At 31.7% G+C, this 20,616-nt stretch carries 11 protein-coding genes; 10 read left to right on the top strand and 1 reads right to left on the bottom strand.

Features of this window, described 5'->3' with window-relative positions; all coding sequences use genetic code 11:
• Nucleotides 1-12 precede the first annotated feature (12 nt).
• From DAD81_RS00140 to DAD81_RS00110, 7 genes are all read left to right on the top strand, one after another.
• Entirely contained in the window at nucleotides 13-2,001 is a 1,989-nt protein-coding gene (locus DAD81_RS00140; RefSeq protein ID WP_111706199.1) for a glycoside hydrolase family 127 protein, read from the top strand.
• 187 nt (nucleotides 2,002-2,188) lie between these two features.
• A complete protein-coding gene (locus tag DAD81_RS00135; protein ID WP_111706198.1) occupies nucleotides 2,189-4,201 on the top strand; it encodes a glycoside hydrolase family 127 protein in 2,013 nt (670 codons plus the stop codon).
• Nucleotides 4,202-4,425: 224 nt separating this feature from the next.
• Nucleotides 4,426-6,960: a glycoside hydrolase family 2 TIM barrel-domain containing protein gene (locus tag DAD81_RS00130; RefSeq protein ID WP_111706197.1), complete on the top strand. Its 2,535-nt coding sequence runs from the start codon at nucleotides 4,426-4,428 to the stop codon at nucleotides 6,958-6,960.
• 241 nt (nucleotides 6,961-7,201) lie between these two features.
• A complete protein-coding gene (locus tag DAD81_RS00125; RefSeq protein WP_111706196.1) occupies nucleotides 7,202-8,680 on the top strand; it encodes a sulfatase-like hydrolase/transferase in 1,479 nt (492 codons plus the stop codon).
• A gap of 177 nt (nucleotides 8,681-8,857) precedes the next feature.
• Nucleotides 8,858-10,864: an alpha-L-fucosidase gene (locus tag DAD81_RS00120; protein ID WP_111706195.1), complete on the top strand. Its 2,007-nt coding sequence runs from the start codon at nucleotides 8,858-8,860 to the stop codon at nucleotides 10,862-10,864.
• A gap of 126 nt (nucleotides 10,865-10,990) precedes the next feature.
• Nucleotides 10,991-12,655 (top strand): sulfatase, encoded by a 1,665-nt coding sequence (locus tag DAD81_RS00115; RefSeq protein ID WP_111706194.1) that lies wholly within the window; start codon nucleotides 10,991-10,993, stop codon nucleotides 12,653-12,655.
• Between the two features lie 4 nt (nucleotides 12,656-12,659).
• Nucleotides 12,660-13,661 carry a family 16 glycosylhydrolase gene (locus DAD81_RS00110; RefSeq protein WP_111706193.1) on the top strand — a complete coding sequence of 334 codons (1,002 nt, stop codon included), beginning with the start codon at nucleotides 12,660-12,662 and terminating at the stop codon, nucleotides 13,659-13,661.
• Between the two features lie 8 nt (nucleotides 13,662-13,669).
• Here DAD81_RS00110 and DAD81_RS00105 read toward each other — a convergent pair whose 3' ends face one another.
• Nucleotides 13,670-15,286, bottom strand: a complete 1,617-nt coding sequence (locus tag DAD81_RS00105) for a helix-turn-helix transcriptional regulator (RefSeq protein WP_157961042.1) — start codon at nucleotides 15,284-15,286, stop codon at nucleotides 13,670-13,672.
• Nucleotides 15,287-15,449: 163 nt separating this feature from the next.
• On the opposite strand from DAD81_RS00105, the gene DAD81_RS00100 reads away from it, so the two are divergent.
• Genes DAD81_RS00100 through DAD81_RS00090 form a run of 3 tightly spaced genes read left to right on the top strand, consistent with a single transcriptional unit; the run spans nucleotide 15,450 to nucleotide 20,583 of the window.
• Nucleotides 15,450-17,042 (top strand): sulfatase, encoded by a 1,593-nt coding sequence (locus tag DAD81_RS00100; RefSeq protein WP_111706191.1) that lies wholly within the window; start codon nucleotides 15,450-15,452, stop codon nucleotides 17,040-17,042.
• A 12-nt stretch (nucleotides 17,043-17,054) separates the two neighbouring features.
• Entirely contained in the window at nucleotides 17,055-18,629 is a 1,575-nt protein-coding gene (locus tag DAD81_RS00095; protein WP_111706190.1) for a sulfatase, read from the top strand.
• 25 nt (nucleotides 18,630-18,654) lie between these two features.
• Nucleotides 18,655-20,583 carry an FAD-dependent oxidoreductase gene (locus DAD81_RS00090; protein ID WP_111706189.1) on the top strand — a complete coding sequence of 643 codons (1,929 nt, stop codon included), beginning with the start codon at nucleotides 18,655-18,657 and terminating at the stop codon, nucleotides 20,581-20,583.
• Nucleotides 20,584-20,616 lie beyond the last annotated feature (33 nt).

The following is a 20,616-nucleotide window of genomic DNA, read 5'->3' as shown; positions in this document are numbered from 1 at the left end:
TACATAAAAATTATGAACAAAAGTTCAAACTTACATAACAAGGCAATAACAAACAATTCCGAAAGTCCGTTTGTGAAATTAAAAAGCATCAATTTTGGGGATTGTAAATGGAATTCCGGATTTTGGTCTGAAAAAGTAAAAACTGCAGAAGATAAAATGCTTCCTTATATGGGAGATTTATTATGTGGAGATATAGGTCACGGGCTAAACAATTTTAAAATTGCTGCAGGAGAGAAAGAAGGTGAACATAAAGGTTTTTATTGGCATGATGGTGATTTCTATAAATTTATGGAAGCCAAAATGTATGTTTACGGCCTTACTAAAAACGAATCTTTATTAAAAGAGTTAGATGAATACATTGCCGTAATTGGAAGAGCCCAAGAAGATGATGGTTATATTCATACGCATATTCAAATTACAAAAGGTGTAGACAGATTTGAAAATAGAAAATATCATGAAATGTACAATTTCGGACATTTATTTATCGCAGGCTCTGTTCATTATCGTATCACAGGACAACGAAATTTCTTAGATATTGCAATTAAACAAGCAGATTTATTGTACACCTACTTTATGCCAGATACCAAACACTATCAACGCTTTGGTTTTAATCAAACTCAAATTATGGGATTGGTAGAATTGTACAGAACTACACGAGATAAAAAGTATTTAAATTTAGCTGAAAAATTCATTAACAGGAGAGGAACTTTTGAAATAAAACATGACGATACAACAATAGGCTACCCTATTGGTGATATGGTGCAAGAACGCACTCCATTACGTGAATCTACAGAAGCTGTTGGTCATGCCGTTTTAGCATTATATTATTATGCAGGTGCAGCAGATGTATATGCAGAAACTGGAGAAAAAGCCTTAATTGATGCACTAGACAAATTATGGGAAAATGTAACAGGTAAAAAAATGTATGTTACTGGAGCAGTTGGCCAAGCACATTATGGTGCTTCAACTAGTCTAGACATGATTGAAGAAGGTTTTATTGATGCGTATATGATGCCAAATATGACAGCTTATAATGAAACCTGCGCCAACCTTTGTAACGCCATGTTTAGTAGCAGAATGATGAGTATTTATGCAGAATCTAGATTTGCAGATATTATAGAACTAGTATTGTATAACAGTGGTTTATCTGGTATTAGTTTGGAAGGGAAAGATTATTTTTATTCCAACCCTTTAAGAATGGTAAATGACACCCGAAATTATGACGCTCATGACGATGTTACAGAAAGCCCGGTAAGACAGCCATATTTAGAATGTTTTTGTTGCCCACCAAACTTAGTAAGAACAATTTGTAAAAGCTCAGGATGGGCCTATAATTTATCCGAAAATGGAGTTGCCGTTGTTTTATTTGGAGCAAATAATTTAGATACAACTATGTTAGATGGTTCTAAATTAAAATTATCTCAAGATACTGATTACCCTTGGAAAGGTTTGGTGAAGATTACCATTGATGAATGTAAAAATTCAGCTTTTGAAATTAAAGTAAGAATCCCAAAATGGGCTGTTGGAAGTACTTTAAAAGTAAATGGAGAAATTGCTGAAACTGAAGTGAATCCTGGAAATTTCGCAACTATAAATAGAGTTTGGAAAGCAGGAGATATTATTACCTTAAATATGCCAATGGAAGTAACATTAATTGAAGGTCATAATAGAATTGAAGAAGTAAGAAATCAAATAGCTGTAAAAAGAGGTCCCATTGTATATTGTATAGAAACTCCAGATTTACCAAAAAATACTTCAATTTTAGATGTCTATTTTAAAGGAAATTCACCTCTTGAAGCCCTTCACATAAACGATTTTTTAGAAGGTGTAACTGTAATTAATACTGAACTTTTAATTAGAGAAGGTAAAACTGATGAAATGTATCCAACAGTTACAAAACCTAAATTTAAATCCTATAAAACACGGCTTATTCCATATTTTGCTTGGAGTAACAGAGGTCAGGCCGAAATGACTGTCTTTATGCCAGTTCTTTGGGAATAAACATACTTAAATTTACAATTTCAAAAAAACCGAAGGTAAAGCTTCGGTTTATTGTTTTTTATTCAACTTTTAGATAAAATAAGGTAATTAAAAGGTAAATTTTGCTAATTAATTACCCTATTATAAATACTATCTTTGGTGTAATTCAATATAAAACAGAACTTAAACTCAATTCAAAATATAATTAATGAAAAATTTCTCTCTATTATTTTTAAACATATTCATTGTTTGCGCATCTTTTGCTCAAACAAATGGAATTATTAACAATGCTGATAGTCCTCATGTAAAATTCAAAAGTATAAATATGGGTGACTGCCAATGGACTGATGGTTTTTGGGCAGATAAATTTAAAGTAGCTGAAAAAACAATGGTTCCATATATGGGTGAATTGTTAACTGGAGATGTTGGACATGCACTAAATAACTTCAAAATAGCTGCTGGTTTAAAAGAAGGCGAACATAATGGAATGAAATGGCATGATGGCGATTTCTACAAATGGATGGAAGCTTCAATGTACATTTATGCTCAGAACAAAGATCAAAAAATCTTAGATGAAATGGATGAGTATATTGCAATTATCGCTAAAGCTCAAGCGCCGGATGGTTATCTGCAAACCCAAGTTCAAACAACAGAATTAGAGCGTTATGGAAACAGACAATACCACGAAATGTACAATAGCGGTCATTTATACACAAGTGCGTGTATTCATAATCGTTTAACAGGTAAAACTAACTTTTTAGATATTGCTATAAAACATGCAAACAATCTATATGATACGTTTATGCCACAACCAGATCATTTAAAAAGATTTGGATTTAATCAAACTCAAATAATGGGACTGGTTGAATTGTACAGAACTACAAAAGATAAAAAATATTTAGAATTAGCTGAACTTTTCATCAATATGAGAGGTAAATCAAAAGTAGTACCTGATGCCACTGCTAGTTTCAAATTTATTGGCGATATGGTTCAAGAACGAACTCCTCTAAGAAAAGCAAAAACAGCTGAAGGTCATGCAGTATTAGCATTGTATTTTTACGCAGGTGCTGCCGATGTAGCTGCTGAAACAGGTGAACAGGAATTAATTGATGCTTTAGACAGACTTTGGAACAATGTAGTTGATAAAAAAATGTATATAACTGGTGCTTGTGGACAAACACACCACGGTTCATCTTCTCATGTTGATATGATTCACGAAGGTTTTATTAATGAATATATGATGCCAAATTTAAGTGCTTATAATGAAACTTGTGCCAACGTTTGTAACTCAATGTTTAGTTACAGAATGTTAGGTTTACATGGGGAAGCAAAATATGCCGACATTATGGAATTGGTTTTATTTAACAGTGCTCTTTCTGGAATTAGCATTGAAGGAAAAGATTACTTTTATGCAAATCCATTACGTGTAAGTCATAACGGTTACGACCCAGGAAATGACACTGAATTTGACGTTCGTCAACCTTATATCCCTTGTTTTTGTTGTCCTCCTAACTTAGTCCGTACAATTGCAAAAGTATCTGGATGGGCCTATAGTTTGTCTAAAAATGGTGTGGCTGTAAATTTATATGGAGGAAATAAATTAACAACTAAGCTTTTAGACGGGTCAAAAGTTCAACTGAAACAAGAAACTCAATACCCTTGGGAAGGAAGTGTAAATATTACTATAGAAAAATGTAAAAAAGATGCTTTTGATATTTTACTAAGAATTCCTGATTGGGCGGTTGGTTCAAAAATTATGGTTAATGGTAAAACAACCGAAGTTGAAGTAAAAGCAGGATCATATATTACAATTAACCGTAAATGGAGAAAAGGTGATGTATTGAATTTAGAAATGCCTATGGATGTGAAATTATTAGAAGGGCATCCGCTAATTGAAGAAGTTAGAAATCAAGCTGCAATAAAAAGAGGACCTGTAGTTTATTGTGTTGAATCTCCTGATTTACCAAAAGGAACTGATATTTTAGATATTTACTTACCATTAAAATCTAAATTAACAGCTACTTACAAACCTGAATTTTTAGGTGGAATTTCAACAATAAATGGAGATGTTAAAATTCGTAAAGATAAAAAGAACGGAATGTATAGAGAAATGTCTGATCTTAAATGGGATACTTATAAAGCTCAATTTGTACCTTATTTTGCTTGGGCAAATAGAGGCCAAGCTGAAATGAGTGTTTGGATTCCAATATTAATGGAATAATCAACAATTATCAACCTATTAAAAAGCACTTCTTATGGAGTGCTTTTTATGTTTAGAATATATGGATCATCCAAATATTGCAAGCTTTTGAACATATATTATACAAAAATTAAGCTTGTCTAGTTTTAATCGATATAAAAAAACCTATAGAAAGCAAATAACTCTTAAATTTGAATTTTTAAAATTGATAAACAAGATATAATTTAAACCAAAACTATTTCATAATGAAAAAACTATTGTCCTTTTTTTTAATCACAATTAGTTTAATTTCTTGTCAACAAGAAGCAGAAAAACAAGTTGCATTCCAAAGGGAATCTGATTTTAACTTTAATTGGAAATTTCAACTTCAAAAAGATACAATTTTACCAACAACATTGCCATTAGCAGACAATAATTGGAGAGATATAAGATTACCGCATGATTGGAGTGTTGAAGCTTCTTTTGATGAAAACTTAGAAGGATGTACTGGATATCTACCAGGAGGAGTTGGAGTGTATCAAAAACATTTTAAATCGCCTTCAAAAAGTTCAGAAAAAAGCACTTTTATTCTATTTGATGGAGTTTACAATAATGCTACTTTTTGGTTAAACGGGCAATTATTAGGCGAAAATCCATATGGTTACTCTCCTGTTCAATTCAATATAACAGATATTTTAAATTCTGATAAAGAAAATATTTTAACTGTACACGTAGATCATTCTCGTTATGCAGATAGCAGATGGTATACTGGAAGTGGAATTTATAGAAATGTAAAAATTATAACTCTTAATAAACTTCACATTCCTATTTGGGGAACTTATTTAACAACTCCAAAGATATCTGAAAACGAAGCTTCAATTAAACTTCAAACTAAAGTTGAAAATGAATTATCATCAGAAAACAACTTTTCATTATCAACCAAGATTATAGATAATGAAGGAAATGAGGTTGCTCAAAAAAGTGATGATTTAAATTTAGCAGGAGAAGATACTAATGAATTTACACAAACTTTTAAAGTTACTAACCCTAAACTTTGGGATACCGAAAATCCAAATATGTACAAAGCTGTTACTTCAATAATGCAAAATGGAAAAATTATTGATGAATACACTACTCCGTTTGGAATTAGAAGTTTACGCTTTGATGCAAAAAAAGGTTTCTTTTTAAATGGAAAGAATACAATAGTAAAAGGAATTTGCATTCATCATGATGGTGGATTAGTTGGTGCTGCTGTACCAAAAGGTGTTTGGGAAAGAAGATTTAAATTACTAAAAGAGGCTGGTGTAAATGCAATTAGAACTGCTCACAACCCATACTCAAAAGAATTTTTAGATCTATGTGATGAAATGGGAATCCTAGTACAAAATGAATTTTTTGACGAATGGGATTACGCAAAAGATAAAAGACAAAATTACCACGACAGACACGACGATTATATTACACGTGGCTATGTAGAACATTTTCAAAAGTGGGCAAAAAGCGATTTAACTCGTACAATGTTACGTGATAGAAATCACCCAAGTGTTTTTCAATGGAGTATTGGAAACGAAATTGAATGGACGTATTTACATTACAGATATGACACTGGTTTTTGGAAAGATCCAAATAAACCACAAGCATCAGGAAAATATTGGGGAAGTGGTCCAATTTTAACTCCAGAACAAATTAAAGCAAATTATGACGCTGCCGAAAAAGGAGAACATATTTTAACAGAAACGGCACATAAATTAGCTAAATGGACCAGAGAATTAGATCCATCAAGAGTTGTAACTACTAATATGGTTGTTCCTCAAACTAGTATGGTTAGTGGATATGCAGATGCAGTTGACATTTCTGGGTTTAGTTATAGAAATAAAGACATTGCTTGGGCAAACAAGCACTTTCCAGACAAACACATTACAATTAATGAAAACCCTGGTACTTGGGACGATTTAAAACAAGTAAAAGAAAACCCAGGTGTTTTTAGCCAATTTATGTGGACAGGTATTGCATATATGGGTGAACGCGATGGAGATTGGCCAGCTAAAAGTGGTTGGGGAGATCTTTTAAATCTTGCTGGATTTAAGCTACAAGGTTGGAACTATTTTAAAAGTGTTTGGGTTGATGAACCTCATATTTCAATAGGAACTTTACCAATTGCCGAATCTGGTTTTAAAGCTAAAGGAATTTCTGGACAACAATTACCAGAAAATAGCAATGCCTATAAATGGAGAGATTCTAATATGCATTGGAATTATAAAACTGGAGAAAAAGTTGTTGTTGAAGTTTGTTCAAATGCCCCAGAAGTTGAATTATTTTTAAATAAACGTCCTTTAGGTAAACGTAAAATGACTGAAAGTCCAGATAGATTATTCCGTTGGACAATTCCTTATGAAGCAGGAACTATAACTGCTAAAGCAGTATATGAAGGTAAAGAAATATCTACTGAACTTAAAACAGCTTCAAAACCTGTTAACTTAATTGTAAAAAGTGATAAAACCTCATTAAAAGCAGATGGCTATGATGTAGCACATATTTTAGTTCAATTAGTTGATGAAAATGGTATACCAACAAAAACGGAAAACGCTAAAATTGAATTTGAAATAGATGGTGATGCTAAAATTTTAGGAGTAGATAATGGTGCTCCAGAGAATTTAAACGACTTTCAATCTAATAGTGTTCCTACAGATCAAGGAAGGTGTTTAATGATTTTGCAATCTACTAAAAAAGCAGGAAAAGTTACTGTTATTGCAAAAGCTGAAGGTTTTAAAGAACAAGAAATTACTATTAATATAGAATAATACTAAAACCAAGATAATCATTTGATTTTCAACGCCCTTAACAAATATTCTGTTAAGGGTGTTGTACTTTTTAGTAATCCATTATATGTTTAAATTTTTATAAAATAGATAACCTTGTAATAATTAAAGATAAAATTAAGCTAGTTAAAACTCGTTGCTTCTAGTACTTTTATAAATGTTAATACAAATAGCTTTTCTTCATTTAGATAAGAATTAGAAAACATCACTAAAGATTAAAAACATGTATACATTACACAAAATCAAATCAATATTTTACATAACAATTCTTTTTTTAACCCTTTCTTGTACGGCACAAACTGAGCAACCAAACATTTTACTTATTTTATGTGATGACCTTGGTTATGCAGATGTTGGTTTTAATGGATCAAAAGATATCATTACACCAAACATGGACAAATTGGCTAAAAATGGGATCATTTTTACTTCGGCCTATAACGCGCATTCTTTTTGTGGTCCTAGTAGAGCAGGTTTAATAACTGGTCGCTATCCTCATGAATTTGGAACTCCTTTTAATTTACACAGTAATTCTAGTGAAAAAAATGAAGATAATATGGGCGTTCCATTAAAGGAAACTTATATATCTAATGTATTACAAAACGCAGGGTATTATACTAGCGCCCTTGGAAAATGGCACCTAGGAGCAGCACCTAAATTTCATCCTAATCAAAGAGGATTTGACAATTTTTATGGATTTCTTGGCGGTGGGCATAACTATTTCCCTAACCAATACAGAAAAACCTACCTTCAACAATTACAGGCTGGTAAAAAAGAGATTAGAGACTATATTCTTCCTCTAGAACATAATAATAAGGAAGTTAAAGAAACTGAATATATTACAGATGCGTTATCAAGAGAGGCTGTAAATGATATTAAAATTGCAGCTGCAAAAAAGCAACCTTTCTTTATGTATTTAGCATACAATGCTCCGCATGTTCCTTTGGAAGCTAAGGAAGAAGATAAAAAAATATTCAGTAGTATAAAGGATAAAGATAGAAAAACATATGCTGCTATGGTGTATGCGGTAGATAGAGGTGTTGGTAAAATTGTCAATGCACTAAAAGAAACAAAACAACTCGAAAACACCTTAATTGTATTTTTTAGTGACAATGGAGGTAATTTTGACCACGGCGCAAGTAATTATCCTTTAAAAGGAACTAAAGGGGATGCCTGGGAAGGTGGCTATAGAACACCAATGTTTTTTCATTGGCCAAACAAAATAAAATCAGGACAACAATTTGATCACCCTGTTTCTACACTGGACCTATACCCTACCTTTGCGAACATAGCAAAAGCGAAAATACCTGAAGGCAAAAAACTGTCAGGTAAAAATATTATTCCATATTTAGATAAAGATAATCCTCCTCATAAAGATGATCTGATTTTTTGTATGCGATATCGTCATGGATATGCAGATGTAGGAGCAAGACAAGGCGATTGGAAAATTACACGAATGGGTAATGAACCTTGGAGGCTTGTTAATATTACTAACGATATTGGAGAAAAGAAGAACTTAAGTGGAAAATACCCTGAAAAGTTAAATAAGATGGTTTCGGAAATGAAAAAAAAGACTGAAAATTTTATTGAACCTTTATGGTATTATTCAGCTAAAGATGAGGAATTATGGAACGATGGTAGAATGCCTCAATTTAATGAAACTTTTGAAGTTTCAAAATTAATTTCGAAGCCTACCAAAAATTAAAATCGACTAATTCTTAATATTAATACCAATAAATAAAATCTTTCATATCCTTAGTTGCTGTTCTTTCATATGCCAAAAGGCTTTAATTAAATGGTACCGCTATTTTAAATGGACATGATTAAATGTTTATAAAAATATTTTAGATCAGCCCAATAATAAGAATTTCATTCGTTAATTATGAAGAAAATATGTTACGCTTTATTAATCATCTGTATCACTTCTATTTTTCAAAACAATATAGTTGCTCAAGAAAACACTTTCACCGATACCAGAGATGGGCAAATATATAAAACCATTAAAGTAGGTGAACATACTTGGCTAGCAGAAAATTTTAATTATGAAATAAAAGGAAGTTCAACATATAAAGGGGAATTTGAAAATGGCGAAAAATATGGCCGTTTATATTCCTTTAATACAGCTTTAAAAGCTGCTCCAAAAGGTTGGCATTTGGCTACAGATGCTGAATGGAATACCTTATTAAAATCTGTTGGAGGAAGTGAAACTGCAGGTAAATTTCTTAAAAGTAAAACCGGTTGGAAAAACAATGGAAACGGCATTGATAAAATTGGCTTTGGAGCCTTACCTGGAGGTGATCGTTTTATTGATAATACTTATAGACATATTGAAGAACAAGGTAGTTGGTGGTCTGTTGGAAATGGTGTAAAACCTATTGCAAACAGACGATTAATGGATTTTGAAAACGATTATATTTATAATCACGAACGTGGATTAGGGTATAAAAGAAGTGCACGTTATGTAAAAAACTATTTTACAGATAAACCAAAATTTATTGGAACTTTAGAGTCTTTAAAACAATATGAATGTCCAAAATGGTTTCAGGATGCGAAATTTGGAATTTATGTGCATTGGGGTGTTTATTCAGTTATGGAAAGAGATGCCTGGTATGCAAGGTATATGTATTGGGAAGGAACTGATGATTATAAATATCATCTTAAAAATTATGGTCACCCTTCAGAATTTGGATATAAAGATTTCATTCCAATGTGGAAAGGTGAAAACTTCAATCCAGATGAATTAGTTGCTCTTTTTAAAGAATCAGGAGCTAAATATGTTACTCCTTGCGCAGTTCATCATGATAATTTTGATTTATGGAATTCAAAATACCACAAATGGAATTCAGTAAATATGGGGCCTGAAAAAGACATAATTGGACTTTGGAAAGAAGCCATAACAAAAGTAGGTTTGCGTTTTGGTGTAACCACACATCTGGCACGAAGTTATTTTTGGATGAATTCATCAAACGGATCGGATACACAAGGACCAATGAAGGGTGTTCCTTATGACGCTTTAAAAGGAGAAGGAATGGGACTTTACCCAACTAATGACGGACAAACAACAATGTTAAATCCTCCAGAAACAGCTTCAAGAGAATGGCGAACTTCCTGGTTTAAACGCCTGAAACAATTAATTGATGATTATGAACCCGATCATTTGTATTTTGATGGTGCGATTCCTTTTAATGGAGATGACAGCTACCAAACCGGTTTAAATTTATTAGCACATTATTATAATACAAGGCCCGAAGGTGTATTGTTTCATAAGAACAGACCGTCCGGATTATTTAATCTTGAAATTGCATCTGAAGATAGAGAACGTTCTAAATCAAATACAATTGAAGAAAAACCTTGGCAGACTGACGATTCTATTGGACCTTGGGGATACAAAAAAGGAGCAACATATATGACACCTGGAATGGTAGTTGATAAAATAATTGACATTGTGAGTAAAAATGGAAACATGTTACTTAATGTACCTATTAGAGCTGATGGAACTTTGGATGACGAAACAATTTCTATCTTAAAAAACGTTGGAAAATGGTTTAAAATAAATAGAGAGGCCATTTATGCTACACGCCCTTGGATTGTTGCTGGTGAAGGTTCAAGTGTAATTGGAAGACATGACAAAAAATCTCCCTATACAAGTCAAGATATTAGATTTGTAAAAAAAGGATCTACTGTTTATGCTTTTGTAATGGATTGGCCAAAAAATGATAAAACTGTTACTATTAAAAGTTTAAATGTGAAAAATGGAATTATCAAAAACATTGAATTAATTGGTTACAAAAAAGCAATGAAATGGATACAAAACAATGAAGAATTACAAATAATTTTTCCAAAAAACAAAATAGGACATTACGCCCACACCCTAAAAATAACATTCTAATTTTACGCCTATTTGTTATAAATTGAAAAACAGATAAACAGGTAATATTTAAAGGTAAAATATAGCAAGTTAAAAAAGATAAGTATTTATAATTTTCCAATATCAAATATTTATTAAATTGATATAATGAAAAATCTTATAAATCTTTTACCAGTACTCCTCTTAATAATTGTTTTCAGTTGTAAACCAGCGGATAATAATAAACCAACTAAAACTAAAAAACCTAACATTTTATTTCTAGCAATAGATGATTTAAGGCCAGAATTAGGTTGTTATGGTTCAGAATTAGCTTTATCACCGAATATTGATAAGTTGGCAAGTCAAGGCCTACAATTTGATAACGCTTATTGTCAGCAAGCCATCTGTAGCCCTTCAAGAGCTAGTATTATGACAGGTGCTCGACCTGAATCAATCAATGTTATAGAAAATTTCACTTATTTTAGAGATGTAAATCCAGATATAATAACACTTTCCCAACATTTCAAAAACAATGGTTATGAGGCTACTCATACAGGAAAAATTTACCATAAACCTGGTTTTGCAGATGGAGAATTATCTTGGAGTAGAAAACCTGCCTATGATAAAATGACCATTAAAAAAAGTAAAGGTCATGGAGGCTATGCTTTACCTGAAAACAGGAAATTATCTAAAAAAAGTACTGCTGAAATGATTGCCAAGTATGGTAAAGATGCACCAAGAAACGGTCTAGGAAAAGGACCTGCTTATGAAAGTGCAGATGTTCCAGATACTTTTTATGAAGACGGTTACAATGCAGAATTAGCAATTGCAACTTTAAAAGATATGCTTGAAAAAAATCCAGACAAGCCATTCTTTTTAGGTATGGGAATGAAAAAACCTCACCTAAATTTTGTTGCACCAAAAAAATATTGGGATTTATACAATCGTGAAGATATTAAGTTAACCTCTCAAACTGAGGCTCCAAAAAACGGAGCAGCTATGGGATTACATCCTTCATTTGAATTACGTGCTAGATACGGCATTCCCAAAAAAGGAACTATTCCAGATTCATTAGCAATTACTTTAAAGCATGGTTATTTAGCTTGTGTAAGCTATGTTGATGCACAAATTGGTAAAATGATTAATGCTCTTGAAGAAGCTGGTGTACGTGATAATACTATTATTATTCTATGGACAGATCACGGATGGCATCTAGGTGAAATGGGAATTTGGGGTAAAGCAACTAATTATGAAATTTCTGCTCGTGTACCACTAATAATTTGGACACCTGATATGCCAAAAGGAAGTAGAGGTAAAAAAACCAATGCTTTAGTAGAATTAGTAGATATGTACCCTACTCTATGTGATTTAGCAGGTATTGAATTTCCAAAGCATATAGAAGGGCAAAGTTTTAAACCTTTATTAGAAAAGCCTAATAGAGAATGGAAAAAAGCAGCATTTACACAGTTTCCAACACCTGCTTTAAGAGAATGGGCAGCAAACCCACTTTCTAAAGGAATGCGTGAAACTTATTTTGGACCATTAATTGAAGAAGTTGAAGGTAAAATTATCAAACAACAAGGTGAAAAATGGGATAGAGAATTATTTGAAAATTACTTAATGGGTTACACTATGAGAACTGAACAATATAGATTTATGGTTTGGAGAGATTATAGAGATCCAAAAGCTGAGCCAGTATTTTTTGAATTATATGATCATAAAAACGACCCAAACGAAACTGTAAACATTGCTGACGAAAATCCAGAATTAGTTAAAGAGCTTCTAGTTCAATTTAACAAAGGATGGAAAGGTAATTTAGCTCAAGTAAAATAACAATATGAATAAAAACACATTTTTTATATTTTTATTAACCTTAGCATTCGTATACTCTTGTAATTCAAATGATGAAGATCCAATACCTGATCCTGACCCAATTGTAACGCCAGATCCAACACCTGATCCAAACCCGGAACCTAATGCAAATTATCCGTTTTCAGATCAAACAAACTCAGAAAATTGGGAGTTATTAGAAACTATAAGCGATGAATTTGATGGCAATACATTGGATGAAAACAAATGGTTAATTCAAGGTAGAAATGGTGTTTTTCAATCTAATTTTAAAGGAAGAGCTCCATCACAATTTTCAACAGAAAATGTACGATTAGAAGATGGAATGCTGAAATTAGAAACACGTTGGGAACCTGATTATAATTTTAATCCAACTCAGGGTAAAAATGGTGACCCTTATGAAAATATAACAACAGCAGCCATAATTACAAAAAGTGAATTTGTTTACGGTTATTTAGAAATTAAATCAAAAGCTGCAGATGCAGAAGTTACTAGTTCATTTTGGGCAACAGGAAACAACACAGAATTTGATTTTTTTGAAATGTTTGGAAATCACAAACAAACTTCTAAAAAAGAGAAAGAAAAAGAACTTTGGTGGTCCATCCACGATTGGTCTTCAACCGGTGGAGGAAAACCTACATACACTGAACATCAAGACTTAGGATTTAGAGTTGCTGATGATTTTCATGTCTACGGATTTGACTGGAGTGCTAATGGTGTGAAAATTTATATTGATGGTGAGTTATTAAGAGATGTTTCTAAAGAAACAATAAACACTTATAATGATACTAACAATGGCGGTGGAAACGGAGCAAATGAAAACTATGTAGTTACTAAACCAATTAAATTATGGTTAGACCAAGAAACGTTTCCTTGGCACGGAATACCAGATAGTTTAGAAGATTTAGAAGCCAATAGTCCTATTGATAAAAATACTGATGGAATTGTTGATTTTGAAGTTGAATACGTTCGTGTTTGGCAAAAAAAATAAAAATATTTTTATATTGAATTTATAAATGAAGTTAGATTTACATTACGATCTAGCTTCATTTTTTGTCTTAATCTATGCCGAGCAACGTGGATACTCCCAACTGATATTCCAAGTAAGTAAGCCATCTCTTTTCCTGTGAAATTTAATTTTATAAGTGCACAAATTTTTAAATCTGCAGCACTTAAATTAGTTACCTTCTCTTTTAATCTTATATAAAAATCTTCATTTAAAGAGGTGAATCTATAATTAAATTCATCCCATAAATTCCCTGAATTAAGTTCTATAGATTTCAACAATGTTTTAGTTGATTTACTCGAATCTTTTTCCTCAATATGCTCTTTCAGCTTTTTAATAATTTGATCTCTTTCAATTAGCTTCAACATATTAGCCGTTAGCTCTTTGTTTTTATGATCCAAAACCTCCCTTGAATTCTGCTGCTTTTTTTGATATTTAATGTGCTTAATTCTATTCCAAATTATTAATCCAGCAAATATTAAAGTGGACAATGTGATAAAAAATAAAATTCTAAACCTTAATACTTCTTGCTTTTTCTCTGCTAGCATTAAACTATTTGTAGCCAACTCATTATTCTTTTTAACTAACTGATTTTTATAAAAATTATTTACTACTATAAAACCACGATTCTTATCTGTTCTTGTATTTAAATACGTATCGTTAATTTCTTTCGCTTTAGCCAAATTTTCATACGCCAATTTATCATCTCCCATTTTACTGAGCAAATTTGCATATTTCTCATAAATATAAGCCTTATAGAAAGTAAGTTCTCCACTAACATCTTTAATATTTAACGATTTTTCGTAATACATTCTTGCTGTTTTTAAATCCTTTTCAGATCTATAAACATTGCCTAACACAGCATAAACAATTATTAAAAAACTTTTTTTATTTGCAGTTTCTTCATTTTTAACTTTAATATTTTCAAGTTCTAAAGCCGTTTCTTTTAATAAGCTTATAGCCATTTTTGTATTTCCATTATATCGCTGATAAAATGATTCTTTCTCCTTTAAGAAAATTCTAGAATCATTTTTCAATACTTTATTTTTAGTAATTGTGTTACAACTATCTATATAAGATTTTAAATTTTCCAAATCCATGATCCGCTGGTAATACAAAACCATATTATAATAAGACCTATAAAGTTGTTCTATTGAAATAGATTTACTCTTATATAATTCTTTATATAACGAATGTGACTTCCCAAAAGCCTCACCTAAATCATTATCTTGCTTAAATAAGTAATTTAAAACACCAAATTCCTCATAACTTTTTGCAATTAATAACGGATCTCCAAATTCTTCGGAAAGAAATAATGCATCTCCCGTTTTATTAAATGATTTACTAAAATCTTGTTGCTTTCTATAATAGGCACTTAATGAAATTAAACTTTTAATAATATTAGTAGTATCTCTTTTTAATTCAGCCGTTTTATAAAGCTCGTTTAATTTAAACTCAACAGAATCAATTGAAATTTCACCATCTATTAATCCTTCATAACTATATGATTTAAAATTTTGAGCTTGTAAGCACTCAACAAATAACATGTTAATCAGTAAAACCAACAATACCGAATATTTCAAATCACTCAACATATTTAACAATCTCATTATTAAATTTTTAATCAACAAACATAAAAATACAATTATTTCAACGGTTAAGTATTATAATAACAGAAAATATACAAATGTTAAGTTTTTGTAAGCACTAAAAAAACTCTAAATCCTGATTTTTAGGTAAATTAGATGAATCATATTACACAAGATTTCAATAATGAAAAAACTCTTATTTATAATTCTATTAAGTATAATTGGCACAGTTGAAGCTCAAAAAAAACCAAATATTTTATTTATTGCCATAGATGATTTACGGCCTGAATTAGGTTGTTATGGATCTGAAATAGCAGTCACTCCAAATATGGATAAATTAGCTAGTGAAGGTTTATTATTTAACAGAGCATATTGTCAGCAGGCAATTTGTGGTCCATCACGTGCAAGTTTAATGACCGGAATTAGACCTTCAACTAGTGGTGTAATTCATAATTACATTCGTTTTAGAGACCAGAATCCTAATGTAAAAACAATTGCCCAACATTTTGTTTCAAATGGTTACCAATCTATTTATTATGGGAAAATATTTCATCACGGAGATGAAGATGAAATTTCTTGGTCAAGACCTCAACTTAAAAGTGATAAAAAACCAGTTGGTTTTGCACTACCTGAAAACAATAAAATTAAAACAGAAACTCGAAAAAAAATGTTTGCAAAATATGGTAAAGTTGCAAAATATGGTTTAGCAATGGGACCAGCCTATGAATGTGCAGACGTTCCAGACAATACTTATAGTGATGGAATGAATACAGATTTGGCTATTCAAACAATAAAAGATTTGGTAAAGGAAGATGGCAAACCATTCTTTTTAGGATTGGGTTTTCACAAACCACATTTAAATTGGGTTGCTCCAAAAAAATATTGGGATTTATATAATGAAAAAGATATTAAATTAACAACTCAAACAAACGCTCCAGATTTAGGTGCTGAAATGGGAATTCACCCTTCATTTGAATTAAGAGTTAGAAGTGGAATTCCAAAAAGTGGAAAATTCAATAAAGAACTTTCAACAACTTTAAAACATGCATATTTAGCTTGTGTAAGTTATGTAGATGCACAAATTGGTAAAGTTTTAAATACCATTGAAGAAGCTGGAATTAAAGATAACACCATTATTATTCTTTGGGGAGATCATGGTTGGCATTTAGGTGAAATGGGTATTTGGGGAAAGGCAACAAATTATGAAATTGCTACACGAGTACCTATGATGATTTACACTCCTGATATGCTAGAAAAAAACAGAGGAAAAATTACAAATGCTTTAGTTGAATTGGTAGATATTTATCCAACATTAGCCGACCTATCTGGTTTAGATATTCCAACAAACTTGGAAGGAAAAAGTTTTAAACCGCTACTTAACAAACCATCTAAAAAATGGAAGAAAGCCGTATTTAGCCAGTTTCCTTCACCTGCTTTAAGAGAATGGGGAGCTTTCCCAATTAGACCTGCAATGCGCGAAACTTATTTTGGACCTCTATTAAAAGAGGTTGAAGGTAAAATTAAGCTTCAGCAAAAAGAAAAATGGGATAGAGATTTGTTTGAAAATTATTTAATGGGTTATGCAATGCGGACTAAAACTTACAGACTTATTTTATGGAAAGACCGCAGAGACTTTAAGAAAAAACCTCTTTACATTGAATTGTACAACCATAAAAAAGACCCCACAGAAACTAAAAATATTGCAAATGTAAGCCCAAAAATTACTAATAAATTAGTAACTCTTTTTAATAAAGAATGGAAAAAAGCACACAAATAAAATAAAGTTAAAATGATAAAAAACCACCTAATAAAACTATTAATTGTTACCGTTGTAGTATGTTTTATTTCATCAAATAATACAATAGCACAAAGTAAAAAACAACCGAATGTTTTACTTATAATGCTTGATGATTTAAATGATTATGTCGGCTTTTTAGGCGGACATCCACAAGCTAAAACTCCAAATATGGATGCTTTAGCTTTAGAAAGTGTTATTTTCACCAATGCACACACCAACGCTCCTATTTGCGCACCATCAAGAGCAAGTATGTTAACCGGTGTTTACCCTCATAAATCAAAAAATTTCTGGTTTTCAAAATGGTCCCAAAATGATGTTTTAAAAAACAGCAAAACACTAATGCAATATATGAGTGACAATGGTTATCAAACCTTTGGAACTGGAAAATTAATGCATGATAGAATTAAAAGCGAATGGGACGAATATGGTATTGAAAATGATTTTGGCCCTTATGCTTTTGACGGTAAAAAAGCCGCAAGACACCCTTCTGTTCCAAAAGAATATTACCAAAATAAAAATGATGGTTTATATAGTTCTTTAGCCGACATACCAAATGTACCTGCTTCAAAAAACACAAAAGGATATAAAGGCTGGTACAATGTTAAGAATAGAAAACCTTTTAATTATGTAAATGATGAAAATCGTGATTTATTGAACGATGAAATAAGTGCAAATTGGGCAGTTAATAAGATTTCAGAGATAGAAAATAACAACTCTAAACCTTTCTTTTTAGCAGTTGGTTTTGTACGTCCACACACACCTTTGGTTGCTCCTCAAAAATATTTTGATTTGTATCCTTTGGAAACTTTACAGTTGCCAAAAATTAAGAAAAATGACATTGAAGATACTTTTTATAGATCAACTTTCAGATGGACACCTCCTTGGGCAAAACATTATGAAGAATTAAAAGCTTCATATACAAATTTTGATGATGGTTTACGTACATATCTTCAAGCATATTTAGCTTGTGTAAGTTTTGCAGACGAACAAGTAGGCAAAGTAATGACCGCTTTGAAAAACAGCAAGTTAAATGACAATACCATTGTTATTTTAGTAAGTGACCATGGTTATAATCATGGAGAGAAAGATTTTATTTATAAGAATAATTTATGGGAAGAAACCACCCGTATTCCAATGCTTGTTCACTCTCCTGAATTCAAAAATAATGCAGGAAAAAAAGTAAATCATCCAGTTTCATTAATAGATGTTTATCCTACAATTGTAGACTTATGTAATATTAAGGCGAGTAATTTAAAAAATAATAATGGAGCCTTATTAAGTGGTTTTAGTATGAAACCTTTTTTAGCAAATCCTAAAAATGGAAAATGGAAAGGACCAAAAGTTGCTTTAACCGTAGTACGAGGGAATCCTAAAAGTAATGAACCAAATCAACAAAGTTATTCAGTTCGTTCAAAAAATTATAGATACATACGCTATGTTAATGGAAAAGAAGAATTATACAACCACACAAATGACAAATATGAATGGACAAATTTAGCTTACAAACCTCAATTCAAAAAGCGCAAAAAGAAACTAGAAAAACAACTAGATAAATTATTAAAGTAAACCTATTCCAAAATAAAGCATTAATATGAAACGGAGAGATTTTTTTAAAAAAGGAACGAAAGGAGCAATTGCAGCAAGTTTAATTCCAGTTACTGGAGGTATTTTTGCTCAAAGAACTGATGATATAAAAAAAATTATTGTTGATCAATGGGAAGCCCAAGGAGCTGGGAAAAAAGAAATTCCAAACAGAAAAAAAACAGTTTCTTATGATGTGGCTGTTTTAGGAGCTGGATTAGCAGGAATTTGTGCTGCGGTTTCTGCTGCAAGAAATGGAGCTAAAACGGTGTTGGTTCAAGACCGTTCAGTTTTGGGTGGTAATAGTTCCAGTGAAGTTCGTGTGCATGTAAATGGTGTTGGGCATTTAAAGCCTAATAACCTTCCAGAAAGAGAAACTGGTGTAATTGAAGAATTGTTATTGTTAAACAGATTTCAAAATCAGCAACAATCCTTCCCTGTTTGGGACCACGTTTTATACGACTATGTGTATAAAGTTGAAAATCTTGATTTAATGCTAAACACACAAGCCATTGAAGCAAATATGGTTGGTGATAAAATTATTTCGGCACGCTGTTGGCAAGCTACAACTGAAACAGAATTTACAGTAAACGCAGCCCAATTTATTGATTGTTCTGGAGATGGAATGTTAGCGGCTTCTGCAGGCGCTATTTTTAGAACCGGAAGAGAAGCTTCTTCAGAATTTAATGAGCAATACGCACCAAAAGTAGCAGATGGTTGGCAAATGGGTGCAACCATTCTATTTTCAACAAAAGATATGGGTAAACCAATGCCTTTTACAGCACCTTCTTACACACTAAAATACGATGGAGACAATGCCTACAAACGTAAAGTTGTACCTTATGTAGGTGGAATTTGGTGGTGTGAAGTTGGCAGCCAAAACGATATAATTGCCGAATATGAAACCAACAGACATAAATTAATGGGTTATATGTATGGCGTTTGGGATTATATTAAAAACTCTGGTAAGTTTCCAGATTCGGAGAATTTAGCGCTGGATTGGGTTGGAGCCATTCCTGGTCGAAGAGAATCTAGACGTTTTATGGGAGATTACATCCTGTCAGAAAAAGATTTAACAGAGCATAAACATTTTAACGATGGTGTTGCTTATGGTGGATGGTCTATTGATGAACACGGCGAAGGTGGAATTGAAAACTTAAAAGTTCCAGGAAGTTATTTCCATTATCACTTTAAAAAGGTTTATGAAATTCCATATAGAAGTTTATACTCAAAAAACATTTCAAACTTACAGTTTTCTGGTAGAAACATAAGTCAAACTCATATTGCACTATCATCATCTAGAGTTATGGCTACTTGCGCTTTAATGGGGCAAGCAACCGGAACTGCGGCTAGTTTATGTGTTCAAAAAAATATTAACCCAAGAGAATTAGGTAAAAACTACATTAAAGATCTTCAAGAGCAATTATTAAGAGACGACGCTTACATACCTTTTAGACCTGCAAATGATAAAAATGATTTAGCAAAACAAGCTAGTTTAATTTTTGGTTCCTCAACTAAATCTGGAGATACTAAAAACTTAATAAATGGTATTTCTAGAGATATTGATGGAAATATTAATCATTGGCAAGCCGATGGTTTAAATGCCGAATTACAATTAGAATGGAAAAAACCTATTTTGCTTTCAAAGGTTGAAGTAAAGTGTGACACAAACCTACACAAAACCATTTTTATGCATAAACTAAGTCCTGAAAATGAAAAACACACGAGTATTATTCCGAAGGAATTACTAAAATCGATGGAAGTTCAGGCTAGAGTTAAAGGAGAATGGGTAAATATTGGTGAACTTAACAATAACCAAACTAGATTAATTAAATTCAATTTTGAGCAAATAAAAACTACAGCAATAAGATTAAAATTGAAAGAAACTTACGGAGCTGAAAACATTAAATTATTTGAAGTTCGTTGCTACGAATCTTAAAAGAATTAAGTTGTTTTAAAACTATTGAAACTC

Source organism: Lutibacter citreus, assembly GCF_003260195.1.
In the GTDB taxonomy this organism is placed as follows: Bacteria; Bacteroidota; Bacteroidia; order Flavobacteriales; family Flavobacteriaceae; genus Lutibacter; species Lutibacter citreus.
This window is presented reverse-complemented; position numbering and strand designations above follow the sequence as displayed.